Annotated in this window: 18 protein-coding genes; 7 read left to right on the forward strand and 11 right to left on the reverse strand. The window is 59.5% G+C overall.

Going from position 1 to position 19138, the window contains the following annotated elements:
- Positions 1-61 precede the first annotated feature (61 nt).
- A complete protein-coding gene (gene fbp, locus ACMGF9_RS21660; protein WP_004933587.1) occupies positions 62-1066 on the forward strand; it encodes a class 1 fructose-bisphosphatase in 1005 nt (334 codons plus the stop codon).
- Positions 1067-1111: 45 nt separating this feature from the next.
- Here the strand turns inward: fbp and ACMGF9_RS21665 are convergent, their stop codons facing one another.
- Positions 1112-2665: a methyl-accepting chemotaxis protein gene (locus ACMGF9_RS21665; protein WP_075684697.1), complete on the reverse strand. Its 1554-nt coding sequence runs from the start codon at positions 2663-2665 to the stop codon at positions 1112-1114.
- Positions 2666-2925: 260 nt separating this feature from the next.
- On the opposite strand from ACMGF9_RS21665, the gene ppa reads away from it, so the two are divergent.
- On the forward strand, positions 2926-3456 hold the full coding sequence (gene ppa / locus ACMGF9_RS21670; RefSeq protein ID WP_004933594.1) for an inorganic diphosphatase: 531 nt from the start codon (positions 2926-2928) through the stop codon (positions 3454-3456).
- 52 nt (positions 3457-3508) lie between these two features.
- Here the strand turns inward: ppa and ACMGF9_RS21675 are convergent, their stop codons facing one another.
- The 3 genes from ACMGF9_RS21675 to tamA are packed head-to-tail and all read right to left on the reverse strand — an operon-like array spanning position 3509 to position 9392.
- Positions 3509-3856, reverse strand: a complete 348-nt coding sequence (locus tag ACMGF9_RS21675; protein WP_004933596.1) for a gamma-glutamylcyclotransferase — start codon at positions 3854-3856, stop codon at positions 3509-3511.
- A gap of 2 nt (positions 3857-3858) precedes the next feature.
- Positions 3859-7677 (reverse strand): autotransporter assembly complex protein TamB, encoded by a 3819-nt coding sequence (gene tamB, locus ACMGF9_RS21680; RefSeq protein WP_160125973.1) that lies wholly within the window; start codon positions 7675-7677, stop codon positions 3859-3861.
- The gene (gene tamA / locus ACMGF9_RS21685; RefSeq protein WP_170310347.1) at positions 7674-9392 is read right to left on the reverse strand and encodes an autotransporter assembly complex protein TamA; all 1719 of its coding nucleotides are present in this window, start codon (positions 9390-9392) and stop codon (positions 7674-7676) included. Before tamA ends, tamB begins: the two co-directional genes overlap by 4 nt.
- Positions 9393-9696: 304 nt before the next feature.
- Between tamA and msrA the strand changes: the two genes are divergently transcribed.
- On the forward strand, positions 9697-10338 hold the full coding sequence (msrA, locus tag ACMGF9_RS21690; RefSeq protein ID WP_409438400.1) for a peptide-methionine (S)-S-oxide reductase MsrA: 642 nt from the start codon (positions 9697-9699) through the stop codon (positions 10336-10338).
- A gap of 180 nt (positions 10339-10518) precedes the next feature.
- Positions 10519-11850: a hemolysin family protein gene (locus tag ACMGF9_RS21695; protein WP_004933603.1), complete on the forward strand. Its 1332-nt coding sequence runs from the start codon at positions 10519-10521 to the stop codon at positions 11848-11850.
- 69 nt (positions 11851-11919) lie between these two features.
- Here ACMGF9_RS21695 and ACMGF9_RS21700 read toward each other — a convergent pair whose 3' ends face one another.
- Positions 11920-12126 (reverse strand): DUF1107 domain-containing protein, encoded by a 207-nt coding sequence (locus tag ACMGF9_RS21700; RefSeq protein WP_004933604.1) that lies wholly within the window; start codon positions 12124-12126, stop codon positions 11920-11922.
- Between the two features lie 330 nt (positions 12127-12456).
- Between ACMGF9_RS21700 and ACMGF9_RS21705 the strand changes: the two genes are divergently transcribed.
- Positions 12457-13014, forward strand: a complete 558-nt coding sequence (locus ACMGF9_RS21705; RefSeq protein WP_025159587.1) for a YtfJ family protein — start codon at positions 12457-12459, stop codon at positions 13012-13014.
- 1 nt (position 13015) lies between these two features.
- Here the strand turns inward: ACMGF9_RS21705 and cysQ are convergent, their stop codons facing one another.
- On the reverse strand, positions 13016-13756 hold the full coding sequence (gene cysQ / locus ACMGF9_RS21710; RefSeq protein WP_031300142.1) for a 3'(2'),5'-bisphosphate nucleotidase CysQ: 741 nt from the start codon (positions 13754-13756) through the stop codon (positions 13016-13018).
- 255 nt (positions 13757-14011) lie between these two features.
- Here cysQ and ACMGF9_RS21715 point away from each other — a divergent pair, with 255 nt between their 5' ends.
- Positions 14012-15964: a bifunctional 2',3'-cyclic-nucleotide 2'-phosphodiesterase/3'-nucleotidase gene (locus ACMGF9_RS21715; protein WP_015376400.1), complete on the forward strand. Its 1953-nt coding sequence runs from the start codon at positions 14012-14014 to the stop codon at positions 15962-15964.
- Positions 15965-16062: 98 nt separating this feature from the next.
- On the opposite strand, the gene fklB is transcribed toward ACMGF9_RS21715, so the two are convergent.
- Complete coding sequence (gene fklB, locus ACMGF9_RS21720) at positions 16063-16683, reverse strand: FKBP-type peptidyl-prolyl cis-trans isomerase (RefSeq protein ID WP_004933618.1); 621 nt, start codon at positions 16681-16683, stop codon at positions 16063-16065.
- Between the two features lie 267 nt (positions 16684-16950).
- On the opposite strand from fklB, the gene ACMGF9_RS21725 reads away from it, so the two are divergent.
- The gene (locus tag ACMGF9_RS21725; protein ID WP_016929348.1) at positions 16951-17625 is read left to right on the forward strand and encodes an OapA family protein; all 675 of its coding nucleotides are present in this window, start codon (positions 16951-16953) and stop codon (positions 17623-17625) included.
- Between the two features lie 3 nt (positions 17626-17628).
- Here the strand turns inward: ACMGF9_RS21725 and ACMGF9_RS21730 are convergent, their stop codons facing one another.
- The 4 genes from ACMGF9_RS21730 to priB all read right to left on the reverse strand — a co-directional run bounded on the left by ACMGF9_RS21730 (position 17629) and on the right by priB (position 19134).
- On the reverse strand, positions 17629-17982 hold the full coding sequence (locus ACMGF9_RS21730) for a DUF488 domain-containing protein (protein WP_015376398.1): 354 nt from the start codon (positions 17980-17982) through the stop codon (positions 17629-17631).
- A gap of 110 nt (positions 17983-18092) precedes the next feature.
- Entirely contained in the window at positions 18093-18545 is a 453-nt protein-coding gene (rplI, locus tag ACMGF9_RS21735; protein ID WP_004933629.1) for a 50S ribosomal protein L9, read from the reverse strand.
- 39 nt (positions 18546-18584) lie between these two features.
- A complete protein-coding gene (gene rpsR / locus ACMGF9_RS21740; RefSeq protein WP_000135199.1) occupies positions 18585-18812 on the reverse strand; it encodes a 30S ribosomal protein S18 in 228 nt (75 codons plus the stop codon).
- Positions 18813-18816: 4 nt separating this feature from the next.
- On the reverse strand, positions 18817-19134 hold the full coding sequence (gene priB, locus ACMGF9_RS21745; protein WP_004933632.1) for a primosomal replication protein N: 318 nt from the start codon (positions 19132-19134) through the stop codon (positions 18817-18819).
- Positions 19135-19138: the final 4 nt, after the last annotated feature.

The raw sequence follows: 19138 nt of genomic DNA on the forward strand, positions 1-19138 counted from the left end.
GCGAAAACGTTGGCGGTTTGTTAACAGGCCGCTATCCATCCGTAGATTCAGGGATTGTGTCATGAAAACGTTAGGCGAATTTATCGTCGAGAAACAGCACGACTTCTCTCACGCCACCGGCGAGCTGACCGCGTTACTTTCTGCAATTAAACTGGGCGCCAAAATCATCCACCGCGACATCAACAAGGCCGGCCTGGTTGATATTCTGGGAACCAGCGGGGTGTCCAACGTACAGGGCGAAGTTCAGATGAAACTGGACCTGTACGCGAACGAAAAACTGAAAGCGGCGTTGAAAGCGCGTGGTGAAGTTGCGGGTATCGCTTCCGAAGAAGAAGATGAAATCGTGATATTCGACGGCGAGCGAGCTGAAAATGCCAAGTATGTCGTATTGATGGATCCGTTGGACGGTTCGTCCAACATCGATGTCAACGTCTCGGTCGGTACGATTTTCTCTATCTATCGTCGCATCACGCCGGTCGGCACGCCGGTGACCGAAGAAGACTTCCTGCAGCCGGGCAGCGCCCAGGTCGCAGCGGGTTACGTGGTTTACGGCTCGTCCACCATGCTGGTGTACACCACCGGTTACGGCGTCCACGCCTTCACGTACGATCCGTCTCTGGGCGTGTTCTGTCTCTCTCACGAGAAAGTGCGCTTCCCGGCGAGCGGCAACATGTATTCCATCAACGAAGGCAACTACATCAAGTTCCCTCTCGGCGTGAAGAAATACATCAAGTACTGCCAGGAGCAGGACGAAGCGACGCAGCGCCCTTATACCTCGCGCTACATCGGTTCTCTGGTGGCGGATTTCCACCGCAACCTGCTGAAAGGCGGCATCTACATCTACCCAAGCACCGCCAGCCACCCGCAAGGCAAGCTGCGCCTGCTGTACGAATGCAACCCGATGGCTTTCCTGGCCGAACAGGCCGGTGGTAAGGCCAGCGACGGCAAAAATCGCATTCTGGATATCACGCCGGTGAAACTGCACCAGCGCGCGCCATTCTTCGTCGGCACCAAGTCGATGGTAGAAGACGCAGAACGCTTCATCGCCGAAAACCCGGACGAGTAACGCGTTACTGGCAAGGGTTCGGCGCCGCGCCGAACCCTTATCGCCTTACAGCTTGAACGCCGCCATGCTCTGCGCCAGCAGCTGAGCCTGATCTTCCAGCGAGCGCGTCGCCGCCGCCGACTCTTCCACCAGCGCCGCATTCTGCTGCGCCACCTGATCCATCTGCGCCACCGCCAGATTCACCTGTTCGATACCGCTGCTTTGTTCGCGCGTCGCCGCCGAGATCTCACGCATCAACGCCGTCACCCGGCCTACTTCACCGGTGATACCGCTCATGGTCTGCGCCGCCGACTCCACCATCTGCTCGCCTTCCTGCACCCGGTTCTGCGACGCTTCGATCAACCCTTTGATCTCTTTCGCCGACTGGGCGCTACGCTGCGCCAAATTGCGCACTTCGCCGGCCACCACCGCGAAGCCGCGGCCCTGTTCACCGGCGCGCGCCGCTTCCACCGCCGCGTTCAGCGCCAGGATATTGGTCTGGAAGGCGATGCCGTCCATCACGCTGATGATGTCGGCAATACGGCGCGAACTGTCGGTGATCGCCTGCATCTTGCTCATGACCTGACTGACCACGTCGCTGCCCTGGTTGGCGATATCGGACACGCTCAGCGCCAGCTGATTGGCCTGCTCGCAGTTCTCGGCGTTCATTTTCACCGTCGAGGTCAGCTGTTCCATGCTGGCGGCAGTCTCTTCCAGCGAAGCGGCCGATTCTTCGGTGCGCTGCGCCAGATGCAGGTTACCGGCCGCCAGTTCGCGTGAACCGGTGTCGATCTGGCTGCTGGCGTCACGCACTTTGCTGACCGAATTGGCCAGCGCCTGCTGCATGCGCTGCATCGCCCGCACCAGGCGGCCCATCTCGGTATCGCCCTCGCCGCGGATCTCATGGGTCAGATCGCCGCCGGCGATGTATTCCAGCTGCGCGATGGACTCATCCAGCGGACGCAAAATGATCACCCGCAACGCAAACCAGGCCAGCACCGCCAGCAGCACGCTGAGCAGGCCCGCCACCACGATCAGCGAGATCTTGGTGCTGGCGTTGCTTTCGGCGTCATACACCTGCTTCTCGCCGAGCTTCATGGCGAAACTGCGGAAATCGCTGAGATCCTTTTCAAACGCGATGCTCAAGGCGGAAATGCGCGTCTCCTGGATATGGTAATACTCATCGATCTTGCCGGCCTTGATGGCGGCGGCCATCGGCTTCACACCCTGCTCCAGATAGGCGCGATAGCTGTTTTGCAGGCGGCTGGAGAGTTCGCGGCCGCGCTCGGTCACGGTGCCGACGCCGACAAAGCGCGCCATTTCCTTGTTCGACTGCTCGAGGTAACCGTAGATGCGGCCCACGGTGGCGTCGGAGACATCAGTCTGGCCGATCTCCCGTTGGCGCACCGCCAGCGAAGCGGCGGTTCGGGCGCGCAGCGTCAGGTTGGAGCTGTTGGCCAGCGAGCCCAGCTCTTCGCCGAGGATCTGGTTCAAGGTATGGATCGAGCGCGATCCTTCGTTAATCGCGTTGACGCCAATAACGCTGACCATGATCAGCAGCATGGTCATCAGGCTCAGCAGGGCGATCAGCCCAGCCTTCACCGTAATCTTTTTTAGCATGAGTTCTTCCCGGCTTCAGAATAGTGAGATCAGACGTAGTAGGGGTGGCAAAACGCGGAGCCAGCTTTGCTGGCTCATTATTGTTTGTTGAAGTTATCGGCAGCCGCAGGCAAAACTTCATGCCGCGGCGGGATTAATCTGGAAATTCTCCGCGCGCAGAAACACTGGGTTTTCGACGATGAAAAGGGCAGGAAATCGCAAAAGAGTCCGCTATAATAGCCGCCACTCCATTTCTGGTTTGATGATTAAAGGAAACCGACATGAGCTTGAATCTGGTCCCAGCTGGCAAAGACCTGCCGGAAGACATCTACGTAGTAATCGAAATCCCGGCCAACGCCGATCCAATCAAATACGAAATCGACAAAGAAACCGGCGCGCTGTTCGTTGACCGTTTCATGTCCACCGCGATGTTCTACCCGTGCAACTACGGCTACATCAACCACACTCTGTCTCTGGATGGTGATCCGGTTGACGTGCTGGTCCCAACCCCATATCCGCTGCAGCCGGGCTCCGTGATCCGCTGCCGTCCGGTTGGCGTGCTGAAGATGACCGACGAAGCCGGTGAAGACGCCAAGCTGGTTGCGGTACCGCACAGCAAGCTGACCAAAGAGTACGATCACGTGAAAGACGTGAACGACCTGCCGGAACTGCTGAAAGCCCAGATCGCTCACTTCTTCGAGCACTACAAAGATCTGGAAAAAGGCAAATGGGTGAAAGTGGAAGGCTGGGCAGACGCTGCCGCAGCTAAAGCGGAAATCATCGCCTCCTTCGAACGCGCCGCCAAGAAGTAATTTTCGCCGCCGTCCGATGAAAAAACACCGCTCATTGAGCGGTGTTTTTTTATTACTGATCTTCGAGGCGTTTCAGCCAGTCACCGCTGGTAATTCGCGGGTAACCGTCCACGCTGTGTTTATACAGGTAGATCCACGCACTCCCATAAGGCGTCTGAATCAGCTCGCGCTTATAGTCCTTGGTGTTGCTTTTCAGTTCGTCCAGCTCTGCCAGAATCGATGAGTTAATACGATACACTTCGCAATGTATCGTGCCCTCTCCAGGGATCGCCGCCGGGTAATGGCCCAGATTATAAATCTGATAGCCTTCGAGCTCGTGCTCGCCGAGCCATTGGGCGTTGGTCATCCAATGGCTGTTTCCCTGTTTGCGCCGTAAACTGCCGTAGACAATTATTCGCATCGCTAAAACTCAAACTGATAGAGCAAATCTAATGCCTGGTCGAGACCAGACACCGCTTCAAGATACAACTTAGGCATCAGGCGATAACGCAACGTCAGCGTGGCCAGCGAGTCGAAAATGCCCACCCCATATTTTACTTGTAAGCCTGGGAGGACATAGCCGCTCACGACAACCTGGGAATTGTCGCCAACCCCTTGAGTGTCCAGAGCCAAATTACTCACGCCGAATGCCTCGCCGATTTTACCCACAAGTTGACCACTTTGTGCAACCCCCATGCCGATTAACATCGACGTCATGGCGTTGCCGTCGGCGCCGGAACTGCTTAAGCCCTGACCGCGCAGCAGATAAGACAGGGCTTCCTGTTGCGATTTGGCCGGATCGGAGAACACTTCCAGCTTCGGCGCATCCGCCAGGCCGGTCACGCGCACGCCGGCGGTCACGTCGTCCTCGGTGGATTCCGGGTTGCGGATCGCCTCGATATTGAGCAGCGGCTGATCCGGCGGGCCAGAGAACATCAGCTGCCCTTTACGCACGATCAAATCCTGACCATAAGCATGGAAGCGACCGGAAGGGATGTCAATCTGGCCATTGAGGCCCAGCCCTTTCTTGTCCTGCACCACTTTCAAATCGCCCTTCAGGCGGGCTTTCAGGCCGAAGGCGTCCAGCCGCACGTCGTTGCCGACGTGGATCATCAGATTGCTGTTGATCGGGATCGAGGCGGTCTTCGGTTGAATCGGCTTCAGCTGATCGTCCAGCATCACCTCGTCGGAAGAGACGCCCACCGCGCTTTCCGGCAGTTCCTGCACCGTGATGCGCGCCCAGGGAATATCGACCTTGCCGTTGAGCGAGAACAGCTGCGGCGTGGCTTCGAACACCAGATCCGGCGATACGTCGATGCGGATCATCGGCGGCACCGTCACCCGCAGCTTGTCGCCCTTGGCGGCAATGCGCGCACGCCAGGCATTGATGTCACGCCAGTCGGCATCGCCCGCCAGATTCAGCTGGCCGCGCGTGGTGCTGAGCAGCCCTTCCAGCGTCGAGGTCATGCCGTTGAAATTCACCGCCAGCCGCGCGTCGGTCATATCGAACGGCATCCAGTGGCCCTGCACCTTCGCCCGATCCAACGCCAGACGCCCGAACACCAGCGGCTTCTGCGCGCTGCCGCCCAGACGCAGGTTGGCGTTCAGCATGCCCGCCGCGCTTTCGCCCTTCATCAGCGCCGGGTTAATCAGCGCCAACGAAATGTTGGTGATATTGACGTTGCCGCTGATGGTGCGCCGCACCTGCGGATCCGCCACCTGGATATTGCCGTCGAACTGGCCGTTGTTGGTCAGTTTGATCCGCCAGTCGGCCTGCGCGCGGCCGTTGTTCAGGCCGGCGTTGAGGGTCAGCGTATCGAAGGCGATCGGCAGCGCATTGCCCTGCACCTGCTGCACCACCTTGACGCCGTTGCCGGCCAACGTGACCTTCGCCTCCGGCAGCGCGCCGCCCGGTTTCCAGCTGACGTCGGCCCGGCCGGTGAACACGCCGCTCAGGGCGGTCTCCGGGCCGAGGAACGGCTTGATCATCGCCAGATCGAAGCGGTTGAGCACCACGCTGGCCTGGCCGCTCTGGCCGGCTTCGATGGTCTTCGGCACGCACAACTCGGCGTTCGGGTTCTGCCAGCAGTGCGGCCCGACGCTGATCTTCTGCGCGGTGTTCAGGTAGTCCAGCGCGATGGCGCGCGTCAGGCGCCACTCCCCCACCGGCGTATCGAAGCGGGTATTGTTCAGATTGCCGCGCCAGCGCTGCTGCTGACGATCGAAGCTGCCCTGCAGCGCCAGCTGGCCGGAGACCGGTTTGCCGTCGATCTTCAACTGCAGCTGATGCTGCTTCTCGCTGCCTTTGGCGTCGAGGGTCAGCAGGCTGACCTCCAGCGCGTCCTGCTTCAGCTGCTCGACGCGTACCGCCAGTTGCCCCTGGATCTGATCCGTGGAACGCACGTCGCCGTCGATCTTCACGCGGTTGATGCGCAGCGCCTGCCACTGCAAACCGGAAGCGGTCAAATCCGCCAGCAGCTGCGGCGCCTGCAGATTGCCGCGCAGCTTCAGCAGCCCTTTGGCGGTGCCGCCGAGGCCCGGCAGCGCGCCGTCCAGACGCGGCGCGTCGATGTTGGCGTCCAGGTTCCAGTTCTTCTCGTCCAGCTGTCCTTTGACATTCAGCTGGTTGCGCCCCAGCGTCAGATCGATGCCGGGGATTTTCCACTGCCCGGCGGCGTTGCCGCTCAGCGTGCCGCGCGCCGTGACCTTGTTCTGCTTCACGTTGCCGTCCAGCTGCAGCACCGGCACCTGCAGCTGCCAGCTGCCGCCGTGCAGGCTGCCGCGCGTGGTGATCTTGCCGTCGAGTTTCGCCGGCCATTCCGGCCACTGCTTGGCGGTATTGATGCCGCTCAGCGTCAATTGCGAGGTCCAGCTGATGGCCTTGCTCCAGTCCACCAGCGCGGTGAGATCGGTATTGCCCTGCAGCGCCGCCAGGCGCAGGCGCTCCAGCCTGAACTGCTCGACGTTACCTTTGCCGTCCAGCGTCAGCACCGCCGGCGGCAGATCCTGGCCTTTCAGATTGGCGCGCGTCGACAGCGCATAGTCGGTCGCCTTGCCGTTAAAGCGCAGGCGGAAATCGTTGACCTGATACTGCGCCTCGCCGCTCAGCGGCCATTTCAGCTGCTTGCTCTGCAGCGTCAGCGCCAGCGGCAGGCCGGCTTCGGCCAGCCGGGTTTGCACATCGAGCTGGGCGCCGACCGGGCCGGACAGATTCAGCGCCACCTTCAGCTCATCACGCAACCCGCCGTCGATGTTCAGCTTCACCTTCTCGCCCTTCAACGGGTCGATATTCAACGCGCTGTTGGCGGTCAGCGCCACCGGCCAGTCGCCGGTCAGGGTCGCCTGCCCCTGCACCGACAGCGTGCCCTGCGGCGACTTCACGTCGAAGTTGTCCAGCTGGATATGCTGATCCTGCGTGCTGGCCTGCAGCAACAGGCTCGTGATCAGCACGTCAGTATCGCCGGTCAAGCGCAGCTGTTCGCCGCTGATCTCTTTCACGGTGATATCCAGCGGCAGGCGGATGTCCGGCAGATCCGGCAACAGCGGTTTGGCGAACAGTTCCTTCAGCGTTTCGCCGAGCGGCTTCTCCTCCGGCTGCGGCGCCGGTTTCGCCGCGTCGGTAACCTGCTCACCGACCTTTTTCGCCACCTCGACCGCCGGTTGCACCGCTTCCGGCAACGGATTTTGCGGCGTTTTCGGCAAGGCGATCAGCAACGAGCCGATCTTGGTCGGCATCAGCGTCAGCGCGCGCTCTTGCCACTGCGCGCCGGTGCGGAACTCGGCCAGAGAAATGGCGGTGTCGTCGACGGTGACCTTGACGTTATTCAGCGCCAGCAGGCGCAGGGTGATCGGATAAGGGGTGCTGAGATTGGTGGTCGGTTCACTGCTCTCCTCCACCGGCGCGGAGGGCGCCATCTCTTTGGTGTTCACCGCCACGTCCACGTCCTGAGCGGTCAAGGCGTTGACGCACAGCGAGCTGCGTTTAAAGCAGGAGAGATCGAGGGAGAGATGGAACTGCCCGGCGTTGACCGTCACGCCCGGCATCTGATACTTCACGCCCTTCAGCGTCAGATCGCGCCAGCCGCCGCTGACGCCGGCGATCTCCAGCCCCGGCACCCAGCGCGCCGCGCCGTTGATGACCATATGCAAACCGGTGGTGGTCCCCACCAGGAAGGCCAGGCCGCCGATCAGCAACAGCAGAATGACCAGAAATCCGAGGCAAATCTTTTTAACCAGGCTCATAGTTCAGGCCCCAAACCGATGTAGAACTGCATCCCGTGGGTGTCCTTGTCCCCCACGGGCGCGGCGATATCCAGCTTCACCGGCCCCACCGGCGACTGCCAGCGCACGCCTACGCCGGCGCCGGTCTTGAAGTTGCTCTGCTTGATATCGTTCACCGCTTCACCGGAATCGACGAACATCGCCCCCCACCATTTGCCGGTCACGTTGTATTGATACTCCAGCGAGCCGGTCAGCATCTTGGAGGCGCCGGTCAGCTTGCCGTCGTCGCCGCGCGGCGAAATGTCTTTGTACTTGTAGCCGCGAATGCTGCGGTCACCGCCGGCGAAGAAGCGCAGATCCGGCGGCACCTTGTCGAAGTCGTTGGTTTCGATCCAGCCCACCTGCCCGCGCGCTACAAAGCGATGCTTGTCGGCCAGGGTGCGGATCCAGACGTTCTGCGCCTGCATCAGCGCGAAGTCTACGCCGGAGCCCCAGGAAGTGTCGGACACGTCGATGGAATAGCGTTGGCTGTCACCCCAGGTCGGCATCAGCCCGCCGCGCGAACGGGTGCGGTTGAAGCTGACGCCGGGGTACAGCAGCATGGTGGTGTTGCTGACGTTGCCCTGGGTAAAGTTATCCCAGCGCCAGGTCAGGTTGATCGCCCGCTGCCAGCCGCTGGAGAGATCCCAGTTGCGCGAGGCCACCACTTTGGAGGTCACGGATTTGGTGTCGTTAAGATCGACGTTCTTGAGCCCGCCCTGCAGCAGGTAATACTGCTCCAGCGGGTTCTTGAGCAGCGGGATCTTGTAAGTCAGATCCAGCTGCTGCTCCGGCGCCGACACGCTGGCGCTGGTTTCCAGGCTATGCCCGCGATCGTTGAGCCAGGGCTTTTTCCAGGTGCCTTTCACCCGCGGGCCGACGTCGGTGGAATAACCGATACCGGTTTCGACGGTGTTGCGCGTACGCGGCGTCACCAGCGCGTCCAACGGCAAAATCTTGTTCTCTTTGGCATCGTTGAAATCAGGGGACACCACCACCGAGTTGAACCAGTTGGTGGCGGACAAACGGCGGTTCAGCTCGGCCAAATCCTCCGAACTGTAGTAATCCCCCTGATGAAAGGGCACCAGATTTTGCAGATAGTCTTCGCGGATTTGCGAACCGGTGAATTTCACCTTGCCGAAGCGGTAACGTTCGCCGCTGTTGAAATCGATATCCCAAAACGCCTTGTGCAGATCTTCGGCCACGCCGAGCTGGCTTTTGGTCATGTCGGCGTCGAAGTAGCCTTTGCGCAGCGCCAGGCCGGTCAGCGAGCCTTTGAAACTGTCATACTTGCCGTGGTTGAGGATCTCACCGATGGTCGGCCGATCCTTCTTTACCAGCGCCAGGTAGTCCTCATCGGTCTTTGCGCCGCCTTCCAGCACGATGTTGGCGCCGGCGATGCGCACCGGCTCGCCCGGATTGACCTTGGCATGCAGCACCGGGCGCGACATCCCCGGCCGATCGTCCAGCGTAAACTCGATGGTCGGCTGGTAATAGCCGAGCGCGCGCAGCCCCTGGCGCACCGCCTCGTCCACCCGTGCGCGGAAGCGGCCGTCGGTGCCGACCTCTTCAGGCGTGATCGACGACAGCCGCACCCGGACGTTTTTTTCCAACTCTCCGCTTAACCCCTCCACCTGCAGCCGCACGTTCGCCGCATAGGCTGCAGGTGCCGCAAGCAACACAGATATCAAGCACATGACCGGGTACTTTGGCACGTGTTCTCCTTATTGATTTTACTGTCCTGTTATGGTGTTCGCTCCGGGGCCAGGGCAGACTCCGCGCTATCATGACGGCAGCCCTCTTCAACCTTCTTCCGGACGCCGCCCGCCGCGCTTTGCCACCGCCGCGCAACAGGCGAATTCTTCACTTTTGGCGCTCAAAATACTGCGTTAAGCTTATACAAAATCCAACTTGCCGCTTATTGTGGGCAAAGACGCGGTGAGATACAACCGAACCGCCGCCATGTAGGGTCAATTCTTACTGTGACAACAGGAGTCAACCGTGGTGCCATTTTTTGATAAATCACAAACCGTCGATAAGGCAAGCGCGCTGCCTGGCCGCACCACGCCAATGCCTGTCGCAACGCTCAACGTCGTCACCGAACACTCGATGACTCAGGTGCCGGCCGGCATGGAGGTGGCAGTTTTCGCCATGGGCTGTTTCTGGGGCGTTGAGCGCCTGTTCTGGCAACAGCCGGGCGTCTACAGCACCGCCGCCGGCTACAGCGGCGGCTATACGCCGAACCCGACCTACCGCGAAGTGTGCAGCGGCCAGACCGGCCACGCCGAAGTGGTGCGCGTGGTGTTCGATCCGCAGGTCGTCAGCTACAAACAGCTGCTGCAACTGTTCTGGGAAAATCACGATCCGGCGCAGGGCATGCGCCAGGGCGGCGACGTCGGCACGCAGTACCGCTCGGCGATTTATACGCTGAGCCCAGAGCAGCAGGCCGAGGCGGAAAGCAGCCTGCAACGCTTCCAGCAGGCGATGGATGCGGCGGGCGATAAGCGCGCCATCACCACCGAGATCGCACCGGCGCTGCCGTTCTATTACGCGGAAGACGATCACCAACAGTACCTGTTCAAAAACCCGGAAGGCTACTGCGGGCTGGGCGGCATCGGCGTTTGCCTGCCGCCGCAGGGCTGATTTGATGCCGGCCGGCGGCACTTTTTTAACCGCTGGCGGCCCCTGTGGGGCAACTGCTATACTATGCGGGTCGCTTCTGCGGCCCGATAGCTTCCCTTCTGGTTGTTATCGCTGCTTTTTTTACTATGTACTACCCTTCCTCAAGAGCGCCGGCATCCCGTCGGCACGTATGGATAGATTATGTTAAACAGTATTTTACTGATTCTTTTTCTGATCGCGGTGAGTGCGTTCTTCTCACTGTCGGAAATCTCTCTGGCCGCCTCGCGCAAGATCAAACTGAAGCTGATGGCTGACGAAGGTAACGTCAACGCCGCCAGAGTGCTCAAGCTGCAAGAAACCCCTGGCATCTTTTTCACCGTGGTGCAGATCGGCCTGAACGCCGTGGCCATCCTCGGTGGTATCGTCGGCGACGCGGCTTTCTCGCCCACTTTCAAGGTGTTGTTCGATCGTTTCCTGTCGCCCGAATTGGCGGAACAGGTCAGCTTCATCTGCTCTTTCGTGCTGGTGACCAGCCTGTTTATCCTGTTCGCCGATTTGACCCCGAAGCGCATCGGTATGATTGCACCAGAGACGGTCGCCGTCCGGATCATCAACCCGATGCGTTTCTCCATCATGATCTTCCGCCCGCTGGTGTGGTTCTTCAACGGCATGGCCAACCTGATCTTCCGTATGTTCAAGCTGCCGATGGTGCGTAAAGACGACATCACCTCCGATGACATCTATGCGGTGGTGGAAGCCGGCGCCCTGGCGGGCGTGCTGCGCAAGCAGGAGCACGAGCTGATTGAAAACGTGTTCGAACTGGAATCGCGCACCGTGCCGTCTTCGATGACCTCGCGCGAAAGCGTGGTGTACTTCGATCTGCGCGAAAGCGAAGAGAGCATCAAGGAGAAAGTCTCGACTCACCCGCACTCCAAGTTCCTGGTGTGCGACGGCCATATCGATCAGGTGGTCGGCTACGTCGATTCCAAAGACCTGCTGAACCGCGTGCTGGGCAACCAAAGCCTGGTGCTGAGCAGCGGCGTGCAGATCCGCTCGGCGCTGATCGTGCCGGATACGCTGACGCTGTCCGAAGCGCTGGAAAGCTTCAAAACCGCCGGCGAAGACTTCGCGGTGATCCTCAATGAATATGCGTTGGTGGTGGGCATCATCACCCTTAACGACGTGATGACCACGCTGATGGGCGATCTGGTCGGCCAGGGCCAGGAAGAGCAGATCGTGGCGCGCGACGAAAGTTCATGGCTGATTGAAGGCGGCACGCCGATCGACGACGTGATGCGCGTGCTGGACATCGACGAGTTCCCGCAGGCGGGCAACTACGAGACCATCGGCGGCTTTATGATGTATATGCTGCGCAAGATCCCGAAACGCACCGACTTCGTCAAATACGCCGGCTACAAGTTCGAAGTGGTGGATATCGACAGCTACAAGATAGACCAGCTGCTGGTCACCCGGCTGAGCGACAAGCCCGCGGCGGTGCTGCCGAAAGCGCCGGACGACACGCCTGCGGCCTGACGGCGGTAAGACAAAAACATCAGCGGCCCCATCGGGGCCGCATTTTTTTTACCGCTGTCAGCGAGGTGCTCACCCCATCTCGGTCTGCAACAGCAGCACCTGACGGTTCACTTCAGACATCACGCTGAAATGGCGCTTGTCGCGAATCTTCGGCGGCAGGATTTTCCCCTCGTCGAATTCAAATGCGCCCACGTCCTTGATATACAGCCTTCCGCGAAACAGGGTCTTAACGTACTTTGCCACTTTCAAAGGGTTATAACGCTGGAAGATTCTCATTCTTTTACGCTCCTCCCGTTGATCCATGCGCTCAGCGAGCCGCCAAAGGTGGCAGCCTCGAAATTCAGAACGCAACTTGATTGCATGTAGTAGACCCAGTAAAGACCAGAACGTTCACTTCTGCCCGGATATCTACGCTGGATTTACACTTTTTGACAGAATTGTATATGATAATTTATAACGTTTTCAGGATATCCCTTCAAAATCTGATGATTAGCGAACCAAGGGAAAATCTGCGATCCGGTTAACAGGACAGACCTCTTATCACATCCTATGCTTTAGGCTGTCGAAGTGCTGTCGCACAAATTCCCCCCATTACAAGGAGAAAGCATGAAAACAAGTCGCATGCTGATGGTATCCCTGCTGCTCGCCCCGCTTTTCGCTTCCGCGCACAACTTCCAGCTCCAGCAGCGCGTGGCGCCGGTCGGCGTCAGCGACAAAGGAGAGCTCAATTACGCTGACGGTAATTTTAGCTACCAGAACTGGAACAGCGCGCAGCTCAGTGGAAAAGTGCGAGTGATACAACATATTGCCGGCCGCAGCTCCGCCAAAGACATGAACGACCCACTGATTGAAGCGATCAAGAAGGCGAAGCTACCACACGATCGTTACCAAACGACGACAATCGTCAACACCGACGATGCCCTGATGGGCACCGCGATGTTCGTGCGCAGCAGCATTGAAGACAGCAAGAAGGAGTTCCCATGGTCGCAGTTTATCGTCGACAGCGACGGCAACGTGCGCAAAGCCTGGGATCTGCAGCCGAAAGGCTCCGCCATCGTGGTGCTGGATAAGCAAGGGCGCATCCAGTTCGCCAAAGACGGCGCGCTGACGCCGGAAGAGGTGCAGCAGGTGATGTCCAAGCTGCACCAGCTGTTGGCGAACTAACTCAGAACAGCGACACCCGGAAGCCGGGGTTGAGGAAAGATTCACGCGGGGTATAGAGCAATGGCTTACCCTGCCAATCGTGAATTTGCGCCCCGGCGGCCACCGCCACCGCATGCCCTGCGGCGGTATCCCAAATGTTGGTCGGCCCGAAGCGCGGATAGAGCTGCGCCTTGCCTTCCGCCACCAGACAGAACTTCAGCGAGGAACCGACTGACACGGTCTGGTGCTCGCCCAACTGCTGCAAATAATCTTTCAGTTCGTCATCGATATGCGAGCGGCTCACCACCACCAGCGGCGGATGCGCGTTGCTGACGCCGATCGCCTGCCGCACGCCCTTCTCTTCTTTCCAGGCCTTACCGCGCTCCGCCAGATACAACACGTCGATCGCCGGGGCATACACCACCCCCATCACCGCCTGCCCATCTTCAATCAGGGCGATATTGACCGTGAACTCGCCATTGCGATGTAAAAACTCTTTGGTGCCGTCCAACGGATCGACCAGCCAGTAGCGCGTCCAGCCGCGGCGCTCTTCCCACGCCGGCGGATCCTCTTCCGACAGCAGCGGCACCTCCGGCGTCAGCGCCGCCAGGCCGCGCTTGATGATATGGTGTGCCGCCAGATCGGCCGCCGTCACCGGTGAATCATCTTTTTTCTGTGCGACATCAAGCGGTTGTTCACCATCGTACACCGCCATGATCGCCGCCCCCGCCTCGCGGGACAGTTGGCAAATTCGCTCTAACATCATGCACCTCAACTCCGCATCTCCGTGGGAAATTTCCCCCTGTCTCTGCTAGCAGACTAGTTTTTTTTACGCCGAATATCCATCTCAACCGCCTAAGCCTCGGGAATTCCTCATTTCTTGTTGGGCACAACTGTGAACTTCCCCGCGTTACCCGCCGCCATTTTCTGCCACACTTCACAGTTTACTGTGGCAAGCAATGTTAATTACATTTCCCTCTGCGATAACACTCGAATAATGGAATGGAGAGAATCCCAAATGATGAAGCATCCACTGACGCTGTCCGCGCTTGCGCTGCTGGTGTGCGCCTCCGCGCAAGCGGCCACCGTCGATCTGCGCGTGCTGGAAACCACCGATCTGCACAGCAACATGATGGACTTCGATTACTACAAGGACACACCGACCGACAAGTTCGGCCTGGTGCGCACCGCCAGCCTGATCCAACAGGCGCGCCAGCAGGCCGCCAACGCGGTGTTGGTGGACAACGGCGACATCATTCAGGGCAGCCCGCTCGGCGACTACATGGCGGCCAAGGGGCTGAAACCGGGCGACGTGCACCCGGTCTATAAGGCGATGAACACGCTGGACTACGTCGTCGGCAACATCGGCAACCATGAGTTCAACTATGGGCTGGACTACCTGAAGAACGCTATCGCGGGCGCCAAATTCCCGTATATCAACGCCAACGTCATCGACGCCAAAACGCAAAAACCGCTGTTCACGCCGTACATCATCGTCGATACGCCGGTGAAAGATCGCGACGGCAAGGCGCATACGCTGCGCATCGGCTACATCGGCTTCGTGCCGCCACAGATCCTGGTGTGGGACAAGGCCAACCTGCAGGGCAAAGTGACGGTGGACGACATCACCGCCACCGCCAAGCGCTACGTGCCGCAGATGCGTAAAGAGGGCGCCGATCTGGTGGTGGCGATCCCTCATTCCGGGCTGTCCAGCGAGCCTTACAAGGCGATGGCGGAAAACTCGGTCTATTACCTCAGCCAGGTGCCGGGCATCGACGCCATCATGTTCGGCCACGCCCATGCGGTGTTCCCGAGCAAGGACTTTGCCAACATCAAAGGCGCGGATATCGACAAAGGCCTGCTGAACGGCGTGCCGGCGGTGATGCCGGGCCAATGGGGCGATCATCTCGGCGTGGTCGACCTGCAGCTCAACAACGATGGCGGCAGCTGGAAAGTGACCGCCGCCAACGCGGAAGCACGGCCGATCTACGACAAAGAGAACAAGAAATCGCTGGCGGCGGAAGACGCCGCGCTGGTGAAAGTGTTGGCGGACGATCACAAGGGCACGCGCGAGTTCGTCAGCCAGCCGATCGGTAAATCCGACGGCAACATGTACAGCTACCTGGCGCTGGTGCAGGACGACCCGACGGTGCAGATCGTCAACAATGCGCAGAAAGCCTACGTCGAACATTACATCCAGGGCGACCCGGACCTGGCCGATCTGCCGGTGCTGTCGGCGGCGGCCCCGTTCAAGGTCGGCGGCCGCAAGAACGATCCCGCCAGCTTCGTCGAAGTGGAAAAAGGCCAGCTCACCTTCCGCAACGCCGCCGATCTCTATCTCTACCCCAATACGCTGGTGGTGGTGAAGGCGAGCGGCAAAGAGGTGAAAGAGTGGCTGGAGTGCTCCGCCGGTCAGTTCAACCAGATCGACGTCAACAGCGCCAAGCCGCAGGGCTTGATCAACTGGGACGGCTTCCGTACCTATAACTTCGACGTGATCGACGGCGTCAACTACCAGATCGACGTCAGTCAGCCGGCGCGCTACGACGGCGAATGCCAACTGATCAACGACAAGGCGGAGCGTATCAAGCAGTTGACCTTCAACGGCAAGCCGATCGATCCGAACGCCACCTTCCTGGTCGCCACCAACAACTACCGCGCCTACGGCGGCAAATTTGCCGGCACCGGCGACCAACATATCGCCTTCGCTTCGCCGGATGAAAACCGCTCGGTGCTGGCGGCCTACATCAGCGCCGAAACCCAGCGGCATGGCGCGGTGCGCCCGCAGGCGGACAACAACTGGCGTTTGGCGAACTTCAGCAGCCAGCAGCCGCTGGATATCCGCTTCGAGACCTCGCCTTCGGACAAAGCGACAAGGTTTATCAAAGAGCACGCCCAATATCCGATGAGCGCCGCAGGCAGCGACAGCATCGGCTTCGCGGTTTATCGCATCGATTTAAGCGGTAAGTAACACGGTTTATGGCCGGCGCGCCCGGCCATTCATCGCCCGTCTGCGCGGCGCATAAAATAAGGGCGCCACGAAGGCGCCCAGAACAATCCTCGGTGGGATTACAGGATTTCCAGCAGCTCGACGTCGAACACCAGCGCGCTGAACGGCGGGATGGACGCGCCTGCGCCACGCTCGCCGTAGGCCAGGTTGTGCGGGATATACAGCTGCCATTTGGAGCCGACCGGCATCAGGGTCAGCGCTTCGATCCAGCCTGGGATCACGCCGCTGACCGGGAATTCTGCCGGCTGGCCGCGTTCAACCGAGCTGTCGAACACGTCGCCGTTGATCAGACGGCCGGTGTAGTGCACACGCACGCGATCCTGACGGGACGGAATTGGGCCGTTGCCCTGCTCCAGTACGGAGAACTGCAGGCCAGACTCGGTCAGCGTCACGTCATCGCGCTTGGCGTTGTCGTCCAGGAATTTCTGGCCTTCAACCGCCATCGCCTGCTGGCGCTCGCGGCGCACCGCGTCCGCACGCTCGTGGATTTCACGCAGCGCACGGTGCACCACGTCTACCGGAACCGCCGGGGCATTCCCTTCCAGCGCGTCACGCAAACCCGCCAGCAAAGCTTCCGGTTGCAAACCTTCCAGCCCGGACTCTTGCAGCTGCTGGCCGACCTGTAAACCAATCCCGTAACTTGCTTGCGCTTCAACGCTGTCAAAAGAAGGGGTTGTCATGGGGTTTTCCTTAAGTCTGTAAAAAGTCGAAAGCGCAGCATAACAGCGCGTCAATGCCGGGTAAAATCTTGTGTGGAGAATGATGACTTTTGTCGTAGAAAAAGAAACAATAACCTTCTGTTAACGCCCGCAGCCGCAAACCCCGGCTCTGCCGCTCAGCCGCCTTTCACTTCAATCAGTTAGCGGACTATACTGAAAGCAGGATATCGGGCAGGCGACGCGTTTGCCGCGCCGCACTGATTATTACGCCGTCGAAGAGAGGTCACCATGGGCAGAATCGCGCCCAGGAGAAGGAAAACCACCCGCATCTACCAGCCGCTGCTGCGCACCTGGCTGAACATCAGCCAGCGCCTGAAACCAGGCGCCGCACCCACGGCTGAAGGCGCGGAACCGCCATCGGAGCCGCCGTCGGCCAACGACAAAATGCAGCGGGTCAAAGCGCTGCTGATTAAAGTCTGGCATCTGCCGGACGGTTTCCATTGGATGGAACCGCTACCCTACTTTCATCGCCGCTGGGTGCTGATCTTCGGCATCATTCTGCTGCTGGCGTTGCTATGGCCCTACTCGCCCGAAAGACAGCCGTTCCCGGTCTCTCAGCAGGAAACCAGCGTGCCGCTGCAGGCCGAGCTGCAAAACGGCGGTAGCGCCGCCACGCCTGCCAACGAACCGACGCCGGCAGGCAACTGGCAGCGTTATCAGATCCAGCCCGGCCAGACCCTGGCCCAACTGTTTCGCGACAACAATCTGCCGGTGAATGAAGTGTTCGCCATGGCACAGGTGGAAGGCGGCGACAAGCCGCTGAGCAACATGAAAGCCGGCCAGGAAGTGCGCATCGAACGCGACGCCAACGGTGTGATTAGCGCGCTGTCGGTCACCACGGCAGACAACAGCCAGGCGCTGTTCCGCCGCCAGGCCGACGGCAGCTACCGCCGGGAACGCTAATCTCTACAGCTGCGCCAGCAGAAACTCGCGCAGCACCACGCCCTGATTGTGCTCGGTATCTTTGCTGCCATACAGCAGCGTCAGCGTTTGCCCCTGCCGTAACAGCGCCACCAGCGGCTGCCAGGCGTCGTTGGCCGCCAGCTGTTGGCGATAGCGCGTCTCAAAGGCTTCCCACTGGTCGGTATGCTGATGGAACCACTTGCGCAACTCGTCATCCGGCGCCACCTGTTTCAACCACTGCACGCCCGTCAACCGCTCTTTGCTGATGCCGCGCGGCCATAGCCGGTCTATCAGATAACAGTGTTCCGGCGCCGGCGCGCTGAAATCGTAAACCCGCTGTAGCGTAATCGTTGCCATCGCACGCTCTCCTTTTCATCCCGTCTTCAAGCGTAGCGCGTTTTGCCGGACGCAGAAAAGCAAAACGCCAGCGCGAGGCTGGCGTTTTAACCGGTTAACAGCAGCGTAAATTACGCTTCTGCAACCACAACTACATTCAGCTGTGCGAACACGTCGCTGTGTACCTGGAAGTGCACTTCGTGCTCGCCAGTGGTACGCAGAACGCCGTTCGGCAGACGAACTTCGCTCTTGGCAACTTCAACGCCTGCCGCAGTCACTGCGTCAGCGATGTCGCGGGTGCCGATAGAGCCGAACAGTTTACCTTCGTCGCCAGATTTGGAAGCGATGGTGACTGAACCCAGTTCGTTGATCTTGGTTGCGCGAGCTTCAGCAGCAGCCAGAACGTCAGCCAGTTTGGCTTCCAGTTCAGCACGGCGTGCTTCGAAGAACTCAACGTTTTTCTTGGTAGCAGGAACAGCTTTGCCCTGTGGTACCAGGAAGTTACGAGCGTAGCCCGCTTTAACGTTAACTTGATCACCCAGGCTGCCCAGGTTTGCTACTTTATCAAGCAGAATAACTTGCATTACCTTATCCTCTCAAAGTCGTTAATGGACAGTGGCCGATTACTGATGACGATCAGTGTACGGCAACAAAGACAGGTAGCGCGCGCGCTTGATAGCACGGGCCAGCTGGCGCTGATATTTTGCACGAGTACCGGTGATACGGCTCGGTACAATTTTACCACTTTCGGTGATGTAGTTTTTCAGCGTAGCGATGTCTTTATAGTCAATCTCTTGAACGCCTTCCGCGGTGAAACGGCAGAACTTGCGACGACGGAAATAACGTGCCATTTGGCTAGTCTCCAGAATCTATCAATTCAATCTGCTCGGCATGCAGAACCAATTTGCTCAGCCCGTTGCGCCCTTGATGGCAGCTTACAAAGCCTTGCACGGTAATCTGACTGCCGACCGTTAATCTTTGAGTTAGTGCTTGTGACTGTTGTCCGCTGACAACCACGGGCATTCGGCACCATGCTTGTCTGCTGAATCCGGCTTCCGTCTGCTGCGAACGGTGCTCTAGCACAAATTGGCAGTGCGGTATCCCGGAAGGACTCACTTTTCGAACCGGCGCCTTGCACACAGTGCCCGACAAAACCAGACGATTAGCCGTCACGGCG

It is taken from the genome of Serratia sp. BNK-23 (assembly GCF_047456145.1).
In the GTDB taxonomy this organism is placed as follows: Bacteria; Pseudomonadota; Gammaproteobacteria; order Enterobacterales; family Enterobacteriaceae; genus Serratia; species Serratia nematodiphila.

What these genes read in the sequence shown, in the direction of transcription:
- fbp (WP_004933587.1), top strand. Translation starts at nt 62, where the DNA reads ATGAAAACGTTAGGCGAATTTATCGTCGAGAAACAGCACGACTTCTCT.
- ACMGF9_RS21665 (WP_075684697.1), bottom strand. Translation starts at nt 2,665, where the DNA reads ATGCTAAAAAAGATTACGGTGAAGGCTGGGCTGATCGCCCTGCTGAGC.
- ppa (WP_004933594.1), top strand. Translation starts at nt 2,926, where the DNA reads ATGAGCTTGAATCTGGTCCCAGCTGGCAAAGACCTGCCGGAAGACATC.
- ACMGF9_RS21675 (WP_004933596.1), bottom strand. Translation starts at nt 3,856, where the DNA reads ATGCGAATAATTGTCTACGGCAGTTTACGGCGCAAACAGGGAAACAGC.
- tamB (WP_160125973.1), bottom strand. Translation starts at nt 7,677, where the DNA reads ATGAGCCTGGTTAAAAAGATTTGCCTCGGATTTCTGGTCATTCTGCTG.
- tamA (WP_170310347.1), bottom strand. Translation starts at nt 9,392, where the DNA reads ATGTGCTTGATATCTGTGTTGCTTGCGGCACCTGCAGCCTATGCGGCG.
- ACMGF9_RS21695 (WP_004933603.1), top strand. Translation starts at nt 10,519, where the DNA reads ATGTTAAACAGTATTTTACTGATTCTTTTTCTGATCGCGGTGAGTGCG.
- ACMGF9_RS21700 (WP_004933604.1), bottom strand. Translation starts at nt 12,126, where the DNA reads ATGAGAATCTTCCAGCGTTATAACCCTTTGAAAGTGGCAAAGTACGTT.
- ACMGF9_RS21705 (WP_025159587.1), top strand. Translation starts at nt 12,457, where the DNA reads ATGAAAACAAGTCGCATGCTGATGGTATCCCTGCTGCTCGCCCCGCTT.
- cysQ (WP_031300142.1), bottom strand. Translation starts at nt 13,756, where the DNA reads ATGTTAGAGCGAATTTGCCAACTGTCCCGCGAGGCGGGGGCGGCGATC.
- ACMGF9_RS21715 (WP_015376400.1), top strand. Translation starts at nt 14,012, where the DNA reads ATGATGAAGCATCCACTGACGCTGTCCGCGCTTGCGCTGCTGGTGTGC.
- fklB (WP_004933618.1), bottom strand. Translation starts at nt 16,683, where the DNA reads ATGACAACCCCTTCTTTTGACAGCGTTGAAGCGCAAGCAAGTTACGGG.
- ACMGF9_RS21725 (WP_016929348.1), top strand. Translation starts at nt 16,951, where the DNA reads ATGGGCAGAATCGCGCCCAGGAGAAGGAAAACCACCCGCATCTACCAG.
- ACMGF9_RS21730 (WP_015376398.1), bottom strand. Translation starts at nt 17,982, where the DNA reads ATGGCAACGATTACGCTACAGCGGGTTTACGATTTCAGCGCGCCGGCG.
- rplI (WP_004933629.1), bottom strand. Translation starts at nt 18,545, where the DNA reads ATGCAAGTTATTCTGCTTGATAAAGTAGCAAACCTGGGCAGCCTGGGT.
- rpsR (WP_000135199.1), bottom strand. Translation starts at nt 18,812, where the DNA reads ATGGCACGTTATTTCCGTCGTCGCAAGTTCTGCCGTTTCACCGCGGAA.